Source organism: Klebsiella sp. 28, from assembly GCF_018223905.1.
GTDB classification, from domain to species: Bacteria; Pseudomonadota; Gammaproteobacteria; order Enterobacterales; family Enterobacteriaceae; genus Klebsiella; species Klebsiella pneumoniae.
Genome location: NZ_JAGRQY010000186.1, coordinates 1 through 14235, shown reverse-complemented (window position 1 = coordinate 14235; position 14235 = coordinate 1). Strand labels below are relative to the sequence as shown.

General features: G+C 61.3%; 15 protein-coding genes, 2 pseudogenes and 1 riboswitch. All 17 genes and pseudogenes read left to right on the top strand.

The features are described 5' to 3' along the window. Positions 1-491 precede the first annotated feature (491 nt). Positions 492-1301 carry a propanediol diffusion facilitator PduF gene (pduF, locus tag KHQ28_RS24925; protein ID WP_002915732.1) on the top strand — a complete coding sequence of 270 codons (810 nt, stop codon included), beginning with the start codon at positions 492-494 and terminating at the stop codon, positions 1299-1301. Between the two features lie 203 nt (positions 1302-1504). After that, positions 1505-2420: pseudogene (gene pocR / locus KHQ28_RS24920) on the top strand (regulatory protein PocR). 282 nt (positions 2421-2702) lie between these two features. Beyond that, positions 2703-2881, top strand: a riboswitch (cobalamin riboswitch). A gap of 92 nt (positions 2882-2973) precedes the next feature. Continuing rightward, positions 2974-4350, top strand: a complete 1377-nt coding sequence (locus KHQ28_RS24915; RefSeq protein ID WP_032418386.1) for a cobyrinate a,c-diamide synthase — start codon at positions 2974-2976, stop codon at positions 4348-4350. Beyond that, positions 4347-5306 (top strand): adenosylcobinamide-phosphate synthase CbiB, encoded by a 960-nt coding sequence (gene cbiB, locus KHQ28_RS24910; protein WP_004181162.1) that lies wholly within the window; start codon positions 4347-4349, stop codon positions 5304-5306. The genes KHQ28_RS24915 and cbiB overlap by 4 nt, the downstream gene beginning before the upstream one ends. Positions 5307-5316: 10 nt before the next feature. Next, entirely contained in the window at positions 5317-5952 is a 636-nt protein-coding gene (locus KHQ28_RS24905) for a cobalt-precorrin-8 methylmutase (RefSeq protein WP_211777717.1), read from the top strand. Then, positions 5949-7088: a cobalt-precorrin-5B (C(1))-methyltransferase CbiD gene (cbiD, locus tag KHQ28_RS24900; RefSeq protein WP_004181160.1), complete on the top strand. Its 1140-nt coding sequence runs from the start codon at positions 5949-5951 to the stop codon at positions 7086-7088. The genes KHQ28_RS24905 and cbiD overlap by 4 nt, the downstream gene beginning before the upstream one ends. Beyond that, positions 7082-7687 (top strand): cobalt-precorrin-7 (C(5))-methyltransferase, encoded by a 606-nt coding sequence (locus tag KHQ28_RS24895; protein WP_004174583.1) that lies wholly within the window; start codon positions 7082-7084, stop codon positions 7685-7687. Before cbiD ends, KHQ28_RS24895 begins: the two co-directional genes overlap by 7 nt. After that, positions 7677-8246, top strand: coding sequence for a decarboxylating cobalt-precorrin-6B (C(15))-methyltransferase (locus tag KHQ28_RS24890; RefSeq protein ID WP_002915684.1), 570 nt, complete (start codon positions 7677-7679; stop codon positions 8244-8246). The genes KHQ28_RS24895 and KHQ28_RS24890 overlap by 11 nt, the downstream gene beginning before the upstream one ends. After that, positions 8239-9012 (top strand): cobalt-precorrin-4 methyltransferase, encoded by a 774-nt coding sequence (locus KHQ28_RS24885; RefSeq protein WP_004149602.1) that lies wholly within the window; start codon positions 8239-8241, stop codon positions 9010-9012. Before KHQ28_RS24890 ends, KHQ28_RS24885 begins: the two co-directional genes overlap by 8 nt. Then, the gene (cbiG, locus tag KHQ28_RS24880; RefSeq protein WP_004181159.1) at positions 8993-10048 is read left to right on the top strand and encodes a cobalt-precorrin 5A hydrolase; all 1056 of its coding nucleotides are present in this window, start codon (positions 8993-8995) and stop codon (positions 10046-10048) included. The genes KHQ28_RS24885 and cbiG overlap by 20 nt, the downstream gene beginning before the upstream one ends. After that, positions 10048-10773: a precorrin-3B C(17)-methyltransferase gene (locus KHQ28_RS24875; protein WP_004143930.1), complete on the top strand. Its 726-nt coding sequence runs from the start codon at positions 10048-10050 to the stop codon at positions 10771-10773. Before cbiG ends, KHQ28_RS24875 begins: the two co-directional genes overlap by 1 nt. Then, positions 10770-11555, top strand: coding sequence for a cobalt-precorrin-6A reductase (locus KHQ28_RS24870; protein ID WP_002915627.1), 786 nt, complete (start codon positions 10770-10772; stop codon positions 11553-11555). Before KHQ28_RS24875 ends, KHQ28_RS24870 begins: the two co-directional genes overlap by 4 nt. 10 nt (positions 11556-11565) lie before the next feature. After that, the gene (locus tag KHQ28_RS24865) at positions 11566-12360 is read left to right on the top strand and encodes a sirohydrochlorin cobaltochelatase (protein ID WP_004174588.1); all 795 of its coding nucleotides are present in this window, start codon (positions 11566-11568) and stop codon (positions 12358-12360) included. Beyond that, entirely contained in the window at positions 12357-13067 is a 711-nt protein-coding gene (locus tag KHQ28_RS24860) for a cobalt-factor II C(20)-methyltransferase (protein WP_004143927.1), read from the top strand. Before KHQ28_RS24865 ends, KHQ28_RS24860 begins: the two co-directional genes overlap by 4 nt. Beyond that, positions 13067-13804, top strand: coding sequence for a cobalt ECF transporter S component CbiM (cbiM, locus tag KHQ28_RS24855; protein WP_023159322.1), 738 nt, complete (start codon positions 13067-13069; stop codon positions 13802-13804). Before KHQ28_RS24860 ends, cbiM begins: the two co-directional genes overlap by 1 nt. Position 13805: 1 nt before the next feature. Next, the gene (locus tag KHQ28_RS24850) at positions 13806-14087 is read left to right on the top strand and encodes an energy-coupling factor ABC transporter substrate-binding protein (RefSeq protein ID WP_002915619.1); all 282 of its coding nucleotides are present in this window, start codon (positions 13806-13808) and stop codon (positions 14085-14087) included. Further along, a pseudogene (locus tag KHQ28_RS24845) lies at positions 14074-14235 on the top strand (energy-coupling factor ABC transporter transmembrane protein); the annotation flags it as partial. The gene KHQ28_RS24850 and the pseudogene KHQ28_RS24845, both read left to right, overlap by 14 nt.

Here is a 14235-nt window from a genome sequence, read left to right as displayed (position 1 = left end):
ACTATATGGCGGAGCGGCGAAAAAGAATGGCTGAGTTGATGGTGGAGAGCGAAAAATAGTGGTTTTTATATAATATAAAATGGATTTATTTTATTTTATATCGTTGTTTTTATTTGATTTTATTGTTTGTATAAATGTGATTATATTGCAGTTCACGCTCCGTATTTACATTTTAAAAGGTGATTTTTTAAATTTTTTTTGCTATGCGATATTTTGCGTGATGTGATATTTGTTGGAAAATAAGCACTGCGCTTTCGCAATTTTTTATCATTTAGTTGGAAATTAAAATACCCCCTGAACGCCCGCCATTGCTGCATGGATTCGCGAACAAATAGCAATAAATTATTCTTCTTCGGCGACTTTACGCCGCCCGATTTCCGCAGGATGCCAACACTTTGCCGCTGCCGGTTTCTATAGTGGGCCTCGCCGTACCCAACGAGCCAGCGGATGGTTGGCTGGCCTGGACACGAACTTCGTCACGAGGTGTCACAATGAATGGTTCTTTACGCGCGCAATGTATCGCCGAGTTTTTAGGCACCGGGCTGTTTCTGTTTTTTGGTATCTGCTGCCTGAGCGCCCTGAAACTGACCGGCGCCAGCCTGGGGCTGTGGGAGATCTGTATTATCTGGGGACTGGGTATTTCTCTGGCGGTGTACCTGACGGCCGGCATTTCGGGGGGACATCTGAACCCCGCGGTCACCGTCGCCCTGTGGCTGTTTGCCTGCTTCCCGGGCAGAAAAGTGGTGCCCTATATCGTGGCTCAGGTCGCCGGCGCGTTTGGCGGCGCCGTGCTGGCCTGGATACTTTACAGCACCCTGTTTACGCAATTTGAAACGGTGCATCATATGGTGCGCGGCAGCCTGGAAAGCCTGCAGCTGGCCAGTATATTCAGCACCTACCCGGCGCCTGAGCTCAGCATCTGGCATGCGGCACTGGTGGAGGTGGTGATCACCTCGATGCTGATGGGGATGATCATGGCGCTCACCGATGATGGCAACGGCGTACCCAAGGGCCCACTGGCGCCGCTGTTGATTGGCATTCTGGTGGCGGTGATCGGCGCCTCGACCGGGCCGCTTACCGGCTTCGCGATGAATCCAGCACGCGATTTTGGCCCGAAATTGTTCACCTGGTTCGCCGGGTGGGGCAATATCGCCATGACCGGGGGAAGAGATATCCCCTATTTTATCGTGCCCATTATCGCACCGTTGTTAGGGGCCTGCCTCGGCGCCGCAATTTATCGTTTTCTTATCGCCAATAATCTGCCCTGTCATACCTGCGTGGAGGAAGAAAATACGCGTTAGCGTCATAAGGGGAATGTATCTGTGAAATAGCCAGGCTAATTTCATGAACCGATATCACGAACCGCTCAAAAAGTCTCCCCGGGTTGGGAGACTTTTGTTATTGTCAATGCACTTTTTTATCGTCGATGGGATCTGATGCTAAAAAAGGTAAATATGAAAAATATGTTTTATTTATAACAAAAAATTAACTGAGGGGTTTTATCATGATTTCTGCGAGTACCCTAAACTCAGAACTCATCAATAAAATCGCACAGGATTTTGCGCAAGCCACCAGTCTGGCGGTTGTGGTCGTCAATATTCACGGTGATGAGATTTCTGAATTGTTTAATTTCACGCCGTTTTGCCAGCTGATGCGTCAGCACCCGGAGCACAGCGGACGCTGTCGCATGAGCGACCGCTGCGGCGGGCGGGCTGGAAGCCTCGAAAAAAGACCAGCTGTGTATCTACCGCTGTCATGCGGGGTTAACCGATTTTTCCATCCCGCTGGTGATCGCCGGCCACCTGGTCGGCTTCGTGCTGTGCGGGCAGGTGCGTCTGAGCAATGATGTTGAACTGGTTGATATCTTGAACGTCGATGACCGCTGGCAGGACGATCCGGCGCTGGTCCAGGCGTTTCGCGATGTGCCGGAGATGGACTATTCGCGGGTTATCGCTTCGGCGGATCTGCTGAAGCTGATCGTCGAGAATTGCCTGAAAAAACAGCTCAACTTTGTGGTTATCAAAGATAACCCGTCGCAGAACGACCCGGCGCAGGCCAGCCGGGCGCCCTCGCCGCACGATGGCAAAATGAAGAAGGCGCTGCGCTATATCGACGCGCATCTCTCCGATGAGCTGCGTCTGGAGGATGTGGCGGCGCATGTCTATCTCAGCCCGTACTACTTCAGCAAACTGTTTAAAAAGTATCAGGGGATCGGTTTTAACGCCTGGGTCAATCAGCAGCGGATGGCGAGCGCAAAAGAGCTGCTATGCCACAGCGACTGGAGCATCGCCAGCATCGCGCGGAATTTAGGTTTTTCGCAAACCAGCTATTTTTGCAAAGTGTTTCGCCAGACCTATCAGGTAACGCCGCAGGCATTTCGTCAGCAAATTAATGCCGGATCACAAACTGAGTCTTTTTAAATGACAATATTTTGCTATTGCCGATTTTTGATATCCCCGAGTATCTTCATCAATATAAAATGAAAAAAAACGACAGTAGAGCAATAAATTGTCATAGCGCAACAAAATAGTGATATTCGAGGGATAAACTACACCAGTTTTTATTTTTGTGATGAGATAGAGTGTCCGTTAATACGAGACAGCTGATTATCACAACACCGCTTTCCTTCACTGACGTCATTGTGACGAGTGATGAAACGGTAAAAGAAAACATAAAGTAATACCCGTCGATGCAGGGCGCATCGGCGAAACAAACCGACAGGTTCGACACCAGTTTGGTGTCAGGGAAGGGGGTGTAAATCCCCCGCAGCCCCCGCTGCTGTGATGCTGACGACCCCGCAAAAACCACTGATCGAAAGATTGGGAAGGGCGGGCGAGAACGAGGCTAAGCCAGAAGACCTGCCTGCCGGTAACTGACCAACAACTTCGGTGGGAAGTGGGTGGCTTAGCGGTGCGTGGTCGCAGGACCAGGCATGCGCGTAGCTATACCCTGACCGCCAGAACAGGACAGGGTATGGCAACCAGGCGTGCGTTCATTCTTGCGGGTACCGGCAGCGGTTGTGGCAAAACCACCGTTACGCTCGGCCTGCTCAGCTTGCTCCAACAGCGCGGTATGCGGGTGCAACCCTGTAAAGTCGGGCCTGACTACCTTGACACCGCCTGGCACACCGCCATCAGCGGCATCGCTTCCCGCAATCTCGACAGCTTTATGCTTCCCGCCCCGATACTCAACGCGCTGTTTACCGAACAGCTACAGCAGGCCGACATCGCGGTTATCGAAGGGGTGATGGGCCTGTATGACGGCTACGGCATCGACCCTAACTACTGCAGCAGCGCGGCAATGGCTAAGCAGCTTGGCTGCCCGGTGATTTTGCTGGTGGATGGCAAAGCGGTGTCGACCTCCATCGCCGCCACGGTGATGGGTTTTCAACATTTTGATCCGGCTCTCGACATCGCTGGCGTTATCGTCAATCGGGTCAACAGCGACGCGCACTTCCAGCTGCTGAAAAGCGCCATTGAGCGCTACTGTCGGGTGCCAGTGCTCGGCTATGTGCCGCGCGTGGAAGGCGTGGCGCTGCCCGAACGACATCTGGGACTGGTGACCGCCCGCGAGTCGGTGGTCAATCAGCAGGCATGGCGGGATTTTGCCAGCCTGCTGGGGCGCACCCTCGATATAGACCGGCTGCTGGCCCTCAGCGAACTGGCCGCCATGCCGATCGGCGAGTGGGGAGAACAGCTTGCCGCCGATGCCGGCGAAGGACTGACGCTGGCCCTCGCCGACGATGAGGCCTTCAATTTTTATTACCCCGATAACCTGGCGCTGCTGGCGCGCTGCGGCGTGAAGATGGTGCGCTTTAGCCCACTGCGCGATCGCCAGCTGCCGGCCTGCCAGATGATCTGGCTCGGCGGCGGCTATCCGGAGCTGCATGCGGCCGGGCTATCCGCTAACCACGAGATGCTGACACAGCTTCGCGCGGCGCACCGGCGCGGGGTGGCGATCTACGCCGAGTGCGGCGGCCTGATGTATCTGGGCACGACCCTGGAAGTCACCAGCGGCGAGCGCTACACGATGGCGGATATTATTCCCGGACACAGCCGAATGGGGACGCGTCTGACCCGGTTCGGCTACTGCGAAGCGCAGGCGCGGCAGCCGACGCTGCTGGCAGCCCCTGGCGAGTGGCTGCGCGGCCATGAATTTCATTACTCCGATTTTTCTCCCGCCACCCCCGCCGTACTGGCCTGCCGTAAACAGCGAGACGGTAAGACGCTCCAGCAGTGGCAGGGAGGATGGCAGTCCGGCAGCGCCTTTGCCAGCTATCTCCATGTCCATTTTGCCCAGCGTCCCACCATGCTCAACCACTGGCTGCGGGCAGCAAGGAGGGCGCTATGACCCTTCTCGCCTGGTGTGTAGCCTGGATACTTGATGTCGTCATTGGCGATCCGCCGCACTGGCCGCATCCGGTGCGCTGGATAGGTCGCCTGATCGCCGTCAGCCAGCGTGTAGTGCGACGCGTCTGCCATAGCGACCGGGCGCTGCGCATCGGCGGCGGGGTGATGTGGCTGGTGGTTATCGGCCTGACATGGGGCGTGGCCTGGGGCGTACTGGCGCTGGCGCACGGGATCCACCCCTGGCTTGGATGGCTGGTGGAAGTGTGGATGATCTTCACCGCGCTGGCGGGACGCTGTCTGGCACAGTCGGCGATGGCGGTGGCCCGGCCGCTGCAGGCCGGAGATCTCGCCGAAAGCCGGCATAAGCTCTCCTGGATTGTCGGGCGCGATACCTCTCAGCTCCAGCCAGCGCAGATCAACCGTGCGGTGGTGGAGACCGTGGCGGAGAACACGGTGGATGGCATTATCGCGCCGCTCTTTTTCCTGCTCCTCGGCGGCGCGCCGCTGGCCATGGCCTATAAAGCGGTCAACACCCTCGATTCCATGGTCGGCTATAAACACGAAAAATACCAGGCGATCGGCATGGTCAGCGCTCGTCTTGATGATGTAGCCAACTTCCTTCCCGCCCGGCTGAGCTGGCTGCTGCTCAGCCTTGCCGCGGTGCTATGCCGGGAAGATGGCGCCCGGGCGCTGCGTACGGGCTGGCGCGATCGCTATCAGCACAGCAGTCCTAACTGCGCCTGGCCGGAAGCGACCGTCGCCGGCGCGCTGGGGATCCGCCTTGGCGGCCCGAACGATTACTTCGGCCAGCGCGTTGAAAAGCCCTGGATAGGCGACGCCGTCCGCGACATCGCGGTGGACGATATTTCCCGAACCATTCGATTAATGTGGGTGGCGTCAAGCCTGGCGCTGGCGCTGTTTATCGGCGTGCGCTACTGGCTGGTCGGCGCGGCCTGAGGAGAACCTGATGCAGTACATCCAACAACCGCAGGCGATCGAGGCGAAAAGCTTCGACATCATCAGCGAGATCATCGCCGAAACGCGACCGGACTACCGTTTCGCCAGCCCGCTGCACGAGGCGATTATCAAGCGGGTGATCCACACCACCGCTGACTTCGACTGGCTGGATATTCTGTGGTTTTCTCCGGATGCCCTGATCGCGCTGAGTGAGGCCTTGAGCCGGCCCTGCACGCTGTATACCGATACCACCATGGCGCTGTCCGGGATCAACAAAACCCTGCTGGCCCGCTTTGGCGGCGAATGCCGCTGCTATATCAGCGACCCGCGGGTGGTGCGCGAGGCGCAAAGCCGGGGGATGACCCGCTCGATGGTGGCGGTGGATATTGCGGTGCAGGAGCCCGGGGAGAAAGTGTTCGTCTTCGGCAATGCGCCAACCGCGCTGTTTCGCCTGCTGGAACATCGCGAGACCGCCATCGGCGGCGTGGTGGGGGTGCCGGTCGGGTTCGTCGGCGCGGCGGAGTCGAAAGCGGCGCTCAGCGAGAGCGGCCTGCCGGCCATCGCCGCGCTCGGCCGCAAAGGGAGAAGCAACGTGGCGGCAGCGATTGTGAACGCTCTGCTTTACCACCTACGGGAGGCGCAATGAGCGATCAGACCTTTGACGCCCCGGTGTGGCATCACGGCAAAGCGCTGCGCAAGGGCTACACCACCGGCTCCTGCGCCACAGCGGCGGCAAAAGTGGCGGCGCTGATGGTGATGCGCCAGCATCTGATTCATCAGGTCTCGATCGTCACCCCCTCCGGCGTCACCCTGTGCCTGAACGTTGAGTCCCCGCACGTCGAAGGGCAGCAGGCGGTCGCCGCGATCCGTAAAGACGGCGGCGATGATGTCGACGCCACCCACGGCATGCTGATTTTTGCCCGGGTGATCCTCAATGACAGCGGAGAGATTAGCCTGCAGGGCGGGGAGGGCATCGGCACGGTGACCCGCAAAGGGATCGGCCTGCCGACAGGCAGCCCGGCGATAAACCGCACTCCGCGGCACACCATCGAGACCGCCGTGCGCGAAGCGATAGGTCCTACCCGCGGCGCGCAGGTGGAGATTTTTGCCCCGGAAGGCGCGCTTCGCGCGCAAAAAACCTATAACGCCCGGCTGGGGATCCTCGGCGGCATCTCGATTATCGGCACCACGGGGATCGTTACCCCGATGTCGGAAGAGAGCTGGAAGCGCTCGCTCTCCCTCGAGCTGGAGATAAAACGCGCCGCCGGGCTGGAGCGCGTGGTGCTGGTGCCGGGCAACCACGGTGAGCGCTTTGTCCGCGAGCAGATGGGCATCGACCCGCAGATGGTGGTCACCATGAGCAACTTCGTCGGCTACATGATTGAAGAGGCGGTTCGGCTCGGTTTCCGCCAGATTGTGCTCATTGGCCATCCCGGCAAACTGATCAAAATCGCCGCCGGGATCTTTCATACCCACAGCCATATCGCCGATGCGCGGATGGAAACTCTCGTCGCTCATCTGGCGCTGCTTGGCGCGCCGCTGCCGCTGCTGACGCTGGTCAGCGAGTGCGACACTACCGAAGCGGCAATGGAGCATATCGACGCCTGGGGATACCAGCGCCTCTATAACCATCTGGCTGAGCGAATCTGCCAGCGTGTTCTTGAGATGCTGCGCTTCACTCAGCAACCGCCCACCTGCGACGCGGTTCTGTTTTCTTTTGATAACCAGGTACTGGGCAGCAGCCGTCCGCTGGAGGCGATTGCCCGGGAGCTGACATGTTGACGGTCGTGGGAATGGGCCCGGCGGGGCTGCAGTGGCTGATCCCGGCCGCGCGCGAGGCAATCGCCGCCGCTGAGGCGCTGGTGGGCGGCAGCCGTCATCTCCAGCAGTTTCCCGACTTCGCCGGCGAGCGCTTCGCGCTGGGGGCCGATATGCCGGCGCTGCTGGCGTGGATTGAGGCCCGTACCGGGCGCCGCGTCGTGGTGCTGGCCTCTGGCGACCCGTTGTTCTATGGCATTGGCACCCGGCTGATTGCCCATTTTGGCCGGGAACGAGTGCAGGTGATCCCCGGCATCAGCGCGGTGCAGTACCTCTGCGCCCGGGCGGGCATCGACATGAACGATATGTGGCTGACCAGCAGCCATGGCCGGGCGGTGAGCTTCGATGCGCTGGCCGCCCACCGGAAAGTCGCCATGGTGACCGACGGCCGCTGCGGACCGCGGGAGATAGCCGCCCAGCTGATGGCCCGCGGCAAAGGCCATCGCTGGATGGTGATAGGCGAGAACCTGGCGATGGAAAACGAGCGGATCCACTGGCTGCCGGTCAGCGCCGTGGAGGACGAATATGAGATGAATGCGGTGGTGATCCTCGATGAAAGATGAGCTGTTTTTGCGCGGCGCCCAGGTGCCGATGACCAAAGAGGCCGTGCGCGCGCTGGCGCTGGCGAAGCTGGAGCTGCACCGGGCGCGCCATCTGATTGATATCGGCGCGGGCACCGGCAGCGTCAGCATTGAGGCTGCTCTACAGAACCCGGCGCTGCGGGTGACGGCGATTGAGCGTCAGGCCGACGCGCTGCGCCTGCTGGCGGAGAACCGGCAGCGCTTTGGCTGCGACAACATCGCTATCGTGGCGGGCGTTGCGCCGCTGGCGGTCGCCGACAAAGCCGACGCGATCTTTATGGGGGGCAGCGGCGGCCACCTGACGGCGCTGATCGACTGGTCGCTGGCGCAGCTGCATCCCGGCGGCCGGCTGGTGATGACTTTTATTTTGCAGGAAAACCTTCATAGCGCCCTGGCGCACCTGCGGCAGAGCGGCATCCACGAGGTGGACTGCCAGCAGCTGGCGGTCTCCACCCTGGCTACCCTGGGCAGCGGCCACTACTTCAAACCCCATAATCCCGTTTTTGTCATCGCCTGTCAGAAGGAAGAAAACCATGGCTGAGACTTTTGATCCCCATTGCGTGTGGTTCGTCGGCGCCGGTCCGGGCGATCGCGAACTGATTACTCTCAAAGGCTACCGTCTGCTACAGCAGGCGCAGGTAGTGATCTACGCCGGGTCGCTGATCAACACCGAGCTACTGGCCTACTGTCCGCCACAGGCGGAGTGCCACGACAGCGCCGCGCTGCATCTGGAGCAGATCCTCGACCTGATGGAGGCGGGGGTGAAGGCGGGAAAAACGGTGGTGCGTCTGCAGACGGGCGACGTCTCGCTATATGGCTCGGTGCGCGAGCAGGGCGAAGAGCTGACCCGCCGCGGGATCCGCTGGCAGGTGGTGCCGGGCGTCAGCGCTTTCCTCGGCGCGGCGGCGGAGCTGGGGGTGGAGTACACGGTACCCGAAGTCTCGCAGAGTCTGATTATTACCCGTCTGGAAGGGCGCACGCCGGTTCCCGCGCGCGAACAGCTGGAAGCCTTTGCCAGCCATCAAACCTCGATGGCGATTTACCTGTCGGTGCAACGTATTCACCGGGTGGCGGAGCGGCTGGTGGAGGGCGGCTACCCCGCGACCACCCCGGTCGCGGTGATCTACAAGGCCACCTGGCCGGAAAGCCAGACCGTCCGCGGTACCCTCGCGGACATCGGCGACAAAGTACGCGACGCCGGGATCCGCAAAACGGCGCTGATCCTGGTCGGCCCCTTCCTCGGCGATGAGTATCACTACTCAAAACTGTACGCAGCGGATTTTAGCCATGAATACCGTAAAGCCTGAATCCATTGCCCTGTTTTGCCTGACGCCCGGCGGCGTGCGGCTGGCAAAACGGCTGGCGGCCATGCTGCCGCTTACCTGTTACACCAGCGAAGCGCTGCAGGAAGAGGGGTTTATCCCCTTCAACGGCGGCTTTGCCAGCGCTGCCCGCGAGGCGTTCAGCAGCTTCTCGGCGCTGATTTTTATCGGCGCCACCGGGATTGCCGTGCGGGTGCTGGCCCCGCTGGTGAATGACAAGCTCAGCGACCCGGCGGTGGTGGTGATTGATGAGCGCGCCCGGCACGTCATCAGCTTGCTCTCCGGCCATGCCGGGGGGGCCAATGCGCTAACCCGCTATCTCGCCGGGATGCTCGACGCCGACCCGGTGATCACCACCGCCACCGACGTCAACGAGCTGGCCGCCCTCGACACGCTGGCCTTCCAGCTGAACGCCCGGATGACCGATTTTCGCGCGGCGGTGAAAACCGTTAACCAGATGCTGGTGAGCGGTAAGCGGGTGGGGCTGTGGTGCGACGGCGAATTCACCGGGGCGCTAAGCCGCTGCGACCGGCGCGGGTTTATCCCGGTAAGCAACCTGGCGAGCTTGCCGGCGCTCGACGCCCTGATCTGCGTCACCCTGCGCCGGTCGCTGCCGCCGCTGCCGGTACCTCACTGGAAGCTGGTGCCCCAGCGGGTGGTGGCGGGGATCGGCTGTCGGCGCGACACCCCCTGCGCGCTGCTCAGTACGTTGCTGGATCGCCAGCTTGCCGCTCAGCGTCTTGACCCGCTGGCGCTGAAAGCGATCGGCAGCGTGAGCCTGAAGGCAAACGAGCCGGGGTTGCGCCAGCTGGCTCACCGCTGCCGGGTGCCGTTCGAAACCTTCAGCGCCGAGGCGCTGCGCGAGCACGAGCACCGCTTTCCGGCCTCGTCTTTTGTCCGGGAGACGGTCGGCGTCGGCAGCGTCTCCGGCCCGGTGGCCTGGCTGCTGAGTCAGGGAAACCTGTCCGGCGAAACCCTGCGTGAGCAGGGCGTGACCATTACTTTGGGAGTAACACACTGATGTTAAGCGTAATCGGAATTGGCCCTGGCTCGCAGGCGATGATGACCATGGAAGCCGTGGAGGCCCTGCAGGCGGCAGAGATCGTAGTGGGCTACAAGACCTACACCCACCTGGTAAAAGCCTTTACCGGCGACAAGCAGGTGATCAAAACCGGCATGTGCAAAGAGATTGAGCGCTGCCAGGCGGCCATCGAGCTGGCGCAGGCCGGGCACAACGTTGCGCTGATCAGCAGCGGCGACGCCGGCATCTACGGCATGGCGGGGCTGGTGCTGGAGCTGGTTAATAAGCAGCAGCTGGACATTGAGGTCCGTCTGATCCCAGGGATGACGGCCAGTATCGCCGCCGCCTCGCTGCTCGGCGCGCCGCTGATGCATGATTTCTGCCATATCAGCCTTAGCGATCTGCTGACGCCCTGGCCGGTGATTGAAAAACGCATAGTCGCCGCCGGGGAAGCGGACTTCGTTATCTGTTTCTACAACCCTCGCAGCCGCGGCCGCGAAGGACATCTGGCGCGCGCCTTTGCGCTGCTGGCGGCCAGTAAAAGCGCAGATACGCCGGTCGGCGTAGTCAAATCCGCCGGACGCAAAAAGCAGGAGAAATGGCTGACCACCCTCGGGGAGATGGATTTTGCCCCAGTGGATATGACCAGTCTGGTGATCGTTGGCAACAAAGCGACTTACATCGACAACGGCCTGATGATCACCCCGCGAGGCTACGCGCTGTGAATCACGGCGACGTGCTGGTTATCGGGGGCACCAGCGATGCGCGGGCGATCTGCCAGCAGCTGGACGCCGCCGACGTGCGCTACACCCTGTCGGTGGCGACCCCTACCGGCGAGCGGTTGGCCGGCGATATCCGCGGGCAGATACGCTGCGGGCGTATGGAGTGGCAGCAGATGGCGGAGTGGCTCAGAGCGCAGCGCACCCGCTGGGTGATCGATGCCTCTCACCCCTACGCCGAGGTGGTCAGCCAGAATATTGTGCGCGCCTGCGCCAGCGTCGGGGTTCTGCTCAGCCGCTATCAAAGGCCGGAGCAGCTGAGCGATCTGCGCCATCCGCTACTTCACGTGGTCGGCGATCTGAACGAGGCCTGCGCGGTGGCTCGTCGCCTCGGCGAGCGGATCCTGCTGACCACCGGCAGCAAAGATCTGGCGGCCTGGCGGGCGGGACTGGCGGAGAAAACGCTGCTCGCCCGGGTGCTGCCGGTGCCGGAGGTGGTTCAGCACTGTAGCGATCTGGGGTTTGGCGTCGGGGAGATCTTCGCCCTCTGCGGGCCGTTCAGCGCCGAATTTAACGCCGCCTTTTATCGCCAGTGCCGGGCCGATGTTGTGGTGACGAAAGCCTCGGGGGCGGAAGGAGGCTATCAGGAAAAAGTACAACCCTGTCTTGATGCGGGGATCCCCTGCATCGTCATTACCCGTCCGGCGCCGCTGGTGACGGGCGATGAACTACTGCAAAGCCAGGCCGATTTCACTGCGCGGCTGACGCGCTGGCTGTCGGCGACTTGAGGAAGAGGATATGAAAAAAGCACTTCTGGTGGTGAGCTTTGGCACCAGCTATCACGACACCCGCGAGAAGAACATCGCCGCCTGCGAGCGCGATCTGGCCGCCAGCTGCCCGGATCGCACGCTGTTCCGCGCCTTCACCTCGGGGATGATTATTCGCAAACTGCAGCAGCGCGATGGTATTCATATCGATACTCCGCTGCAGGCTCTGCAAAAGCTGGCCGAGCAGGGATACCAGGATGTGGCTATCCAGTCCCTGCACATTATCAACGGCGACGAGTACGAGAAGATCGTTCGCGAAGTGCAGAGCATGCGCCCGCGCTTTCAGCGTCTGACGCTGGGCGCGCCGCTGTTGAGCGGTCATGGCGATTATGTGCAGCTGATGCAGGCCCTGCGCCAGCAGATGCCGCCGCTGGCGGCGACGGAGCGAGTGGTGTTTATGGGGCACGGCGCCAGCCACCACGCCTTCGCGGCCTACGCCTGTCTGGATCATATGATGGCGGTGCAGGGTTTTCCGGCGCGGGTGGGGGCGGTGGAAAGCTATCCCGAAGTGGACATCGTCATTAACGAACTCTCCCGCCAGGGCGTGACCGGCGTGCATCTGATGCCGCTGATGCTGGTGGCCGGCGATCATGCCATTAATGATATGGCCTCTGACGAAGACGATTCGTGGAAAACCCGCTTCAATGCCGCCGGTATCCCCGCCACGCCGTGGCTTAACGGGTTAGGGGAGAATCCGGCGGTGCGGGCGATGTTTGTCGCCCATCTGCAGCAGGCGCTGAACGACACGATGGAGAAAGCAGCATGAGCGGCAAACTATACGCCCTGAGCAGCGGGCCGGGGGCGGCCGATCTGATCACCGTGCGTGCGGCGCGGATCCTCGGCCAGCTGGATGTGCTGTATGCGCCAGCCGGCCGCAAAGGCGGCGACAGCCTGGCGCTCTCCATCGTACGCGAGTACCTGGGCGCACACACGGAGGTCCGCTGCTGCCATTTTCCGATGAGCGCCGACAGCGCGGAAAAAGAGGCGGTGTGGAACGACGTTGCCGCGGCGCTGGCCCAGGAGGTGGCGGCGGGCAGGCAGGTCGGGTTTATCACCCTCGGCGACGCCATGTTGTTCAGCACCTGGGTCTTTCTGCTGCAGCGGATTGGCTGCCCGGACTGGCTGGAGATTGTCCCTGGCGTTACCTCCTTCGCCGCCATTGCCGCGCGGGCGAAAACCCCGCTGGCCATGGAGCAGCAGTCGCTGGCGGTGATCTCCTGCACCGCGCCGGAAGCGGACATTGCCGCGGCGCTGCGCCAGCATGACAGTCTGGTGCTGATGAAAGTCTACGGCCGCTTCGCCCGCATTAAGGCGCTGCTGGCGCAGGCGGGGCTGCTGGATGCGGCGCTGATGATGTCAGAGGCCACCCTGCCGGGCGAGCAGTGCTGGCGCCGTCTGCGCGAGGTCAGCGATGACCAGCCGCTGCCCTATTTCTCGACCATCCTGGTTAACAAACAGTGGGAGGAGGCGTAATGAATCAGGTGAAATCGCTGAAGCAGCTTTCGTATGGGGGGCTGGCGGCCGCTGTTCTGCTGATCATCGTCCCGCAGGAGGCGTTCGCCATGCATATCATGGAGGGCTTTTTGCCGCCGATGTGGGCGCTGGCGTGGTGGCTGTTGTTTTTACCCTGCCTGTGGTACGGCCTGGTGCGCCTGCGGCGTATCGTCCGGGAAGAGAGCAATCAGAAGGTGCTGCTGGCCCTCTGCGGGGCGTTTATTTTTGTTCTTTCGGCGCTGAAGATCCCGTCGGTGACCGGCAGCTGCTCGCATCCGACCGGCGTCGGTCTGGCGGTGATCCTCTTCGGGCCGGGCGTGGTGGCGGTGCTGGGGGCGATCGTTCTGCTGTTCCAGGCGCTGCTGCTGGCGCATGGCGGCCTGACCACCCTTGGCGCCAACGGGATGTCGATGGCGGTGATCGGCCCGATGGTCGGCTATCTGGTGTGGAAGCTGGCCTGTCGGGCGGGGATCCGTCGCGATGTCGGGGTCTTTCTCTGCGCCATGCTGGCGGATCTGATGACCTACTTTGTCACCTCCGTCCAGCTCGGGGTGGCCTTTCCCGATCCGGCCACCGGGGCAGGTGGATCGATCGCCAAGTTTATGGGCATCTTCTGCCTGACGCAGATCCCGATCGCCATCGCGGAAGGCTTGCTCACCGTGATGATCTACGATCAGCTAACCAAACGGCGGCTGATCGCCGCGGAGGGACATTAATATGAAAAAGACCCTGATCCTGTTGGCGATGGTGGCCGCCCTGATGATCCTGCCATTTTTTATTAACCACGGCGGCGAGTTTGGCGGCTCGGACGGCGAAGCGGAGAGCCAGATCCAGGTGGTGGCGCCGGATTATCAACCCTGGTTCCAGCCGCTATATGAACCGGCGAGCGGCGAGATTGAGAGCCTGCTGTTTACCCTGCAGGGCTCGCTGGGCGCGGCGGTGATTTTTTACATTCTCGGATATGCGAGGGGCAGACAGCGCCGTGATGACCGGGTTTGACCGACTCAGCTACCAGAGCCGCTGGTTGCAGGTGGCGCCAGAGCGTAAGTTTCTGCTCTGGCTACTGCTGATGGTGCTGGCCTTTACGCTGCCGGCGTGGGGCCAGGCGCTGACGCTGGCGCTGACCGCCGCGCTGACCTGCTGGCTG

What these genes read in the sequence shown, in the direction of transcription:
- cbiD (WP_004181160.1), top strand. Translation starts at nt 5,949, where the DNA reads ATGAGCGATCAGACCTTTGACGCCCCGGTGTGGCATCACGGCAAAGCG.
- KHQ28_RS24875 (WP_004143930.1), top strand. Translation starts at nt 10,048, where the DNA reads ATGTTAAGCGTAATCGGAATTGGCCCTGGCTCGCAGGCGATGATGACC.
- pduF (WP_002915732.1), top strand. Translation starts at nt 492, where the DNA reads ATGAATGGTTCTTTACGCGCGCAATGTATCGCCGAGTTTTTAGGCACC.
- KHQ28_RS24890 (WP_002915684.1), top strand. Translation starts at nt 7,677, where the DNA reads ATGAAAGATGAGCTGTTTTTGCGCGGCGCCCAGGTGCCGATGACCAAA.
- KHQ28_RS24850 (WP_002915619.1), top strand. Translation starts at nt 13,806, where the DNA reads ATGAAAAAGACCCTGATCCTGTTGGCGATGGTGGCCGCCCTGATGATC.
- KHQ28_RS24915 (WP_032418386.1), top strand. Translation starts at nt 2,974, where the DNA reads ATGGCAACCAGGCGTGCGTTCATTCTTGCGGGTACCGGCAGCGGTTGT.
- cbiG (WP_004181159.1), top strand. Translation starts at nt 8,993, where the DNA reads ATGAATACCGTAAAGCCTGAATCCATTGCCCTGTTTTGCCTGACGCCC.
- KHQ28_RS24865 (WP_004174588.1), top strand. Translation starts at nt 11,566, where the DNA reads ATGAAAAAAGCACTTCTGGTGGTGAGCTTTGGCACCAGCTATCACGAC.
- KHQ28_RS24885 (WP_004149602.1), top strand. Translation starts at nt 8,239, where the DNA reads ATGGCTGAGACTTTTGATCCCCATTGCGTGTGGTTCGTCGGCGCCGGT.
- cbiM (WP_023159322.1), top strand. Translation starts at nt 13,067, where the DNA reads ATGAATCAGGTGAAATCGCTGAAGCAGCTTTCGTATGGGGGGCTGGCG.
- KHQ28_RS24905 (WP_211777717.1), top strand. Translation starts at nt 5,317, where the DNA reads ATGCAGTACATCCAACAACCGCAGGCGATCGAGGCGAAAAGCTTCGAC.
- KHQ28_RS24895 (WP_004174583.1), top strand. Translation starts at nt 7,082, where the DNA reads ATGTTGACGGTCGTGGGAATGGGCCCGGCGGGGCTGCAGTGGCTGATC.
- cbiB (WP_004181162.1), top strand. Translation starts at nt 4,347, where the DNA reads ATGACCCTTCTCGCCTGGTGTGTAGCCTGGATACTTGATGTCGTCATT.
- KHQ28_RS24860 (WP_004143927.1), top strand. Translation starts at nt 12,357, where the DNA reads ATGAGCGGCAAACTATACGCCCTGAGCAGCGGGCCGGGGGCGGCCGAT.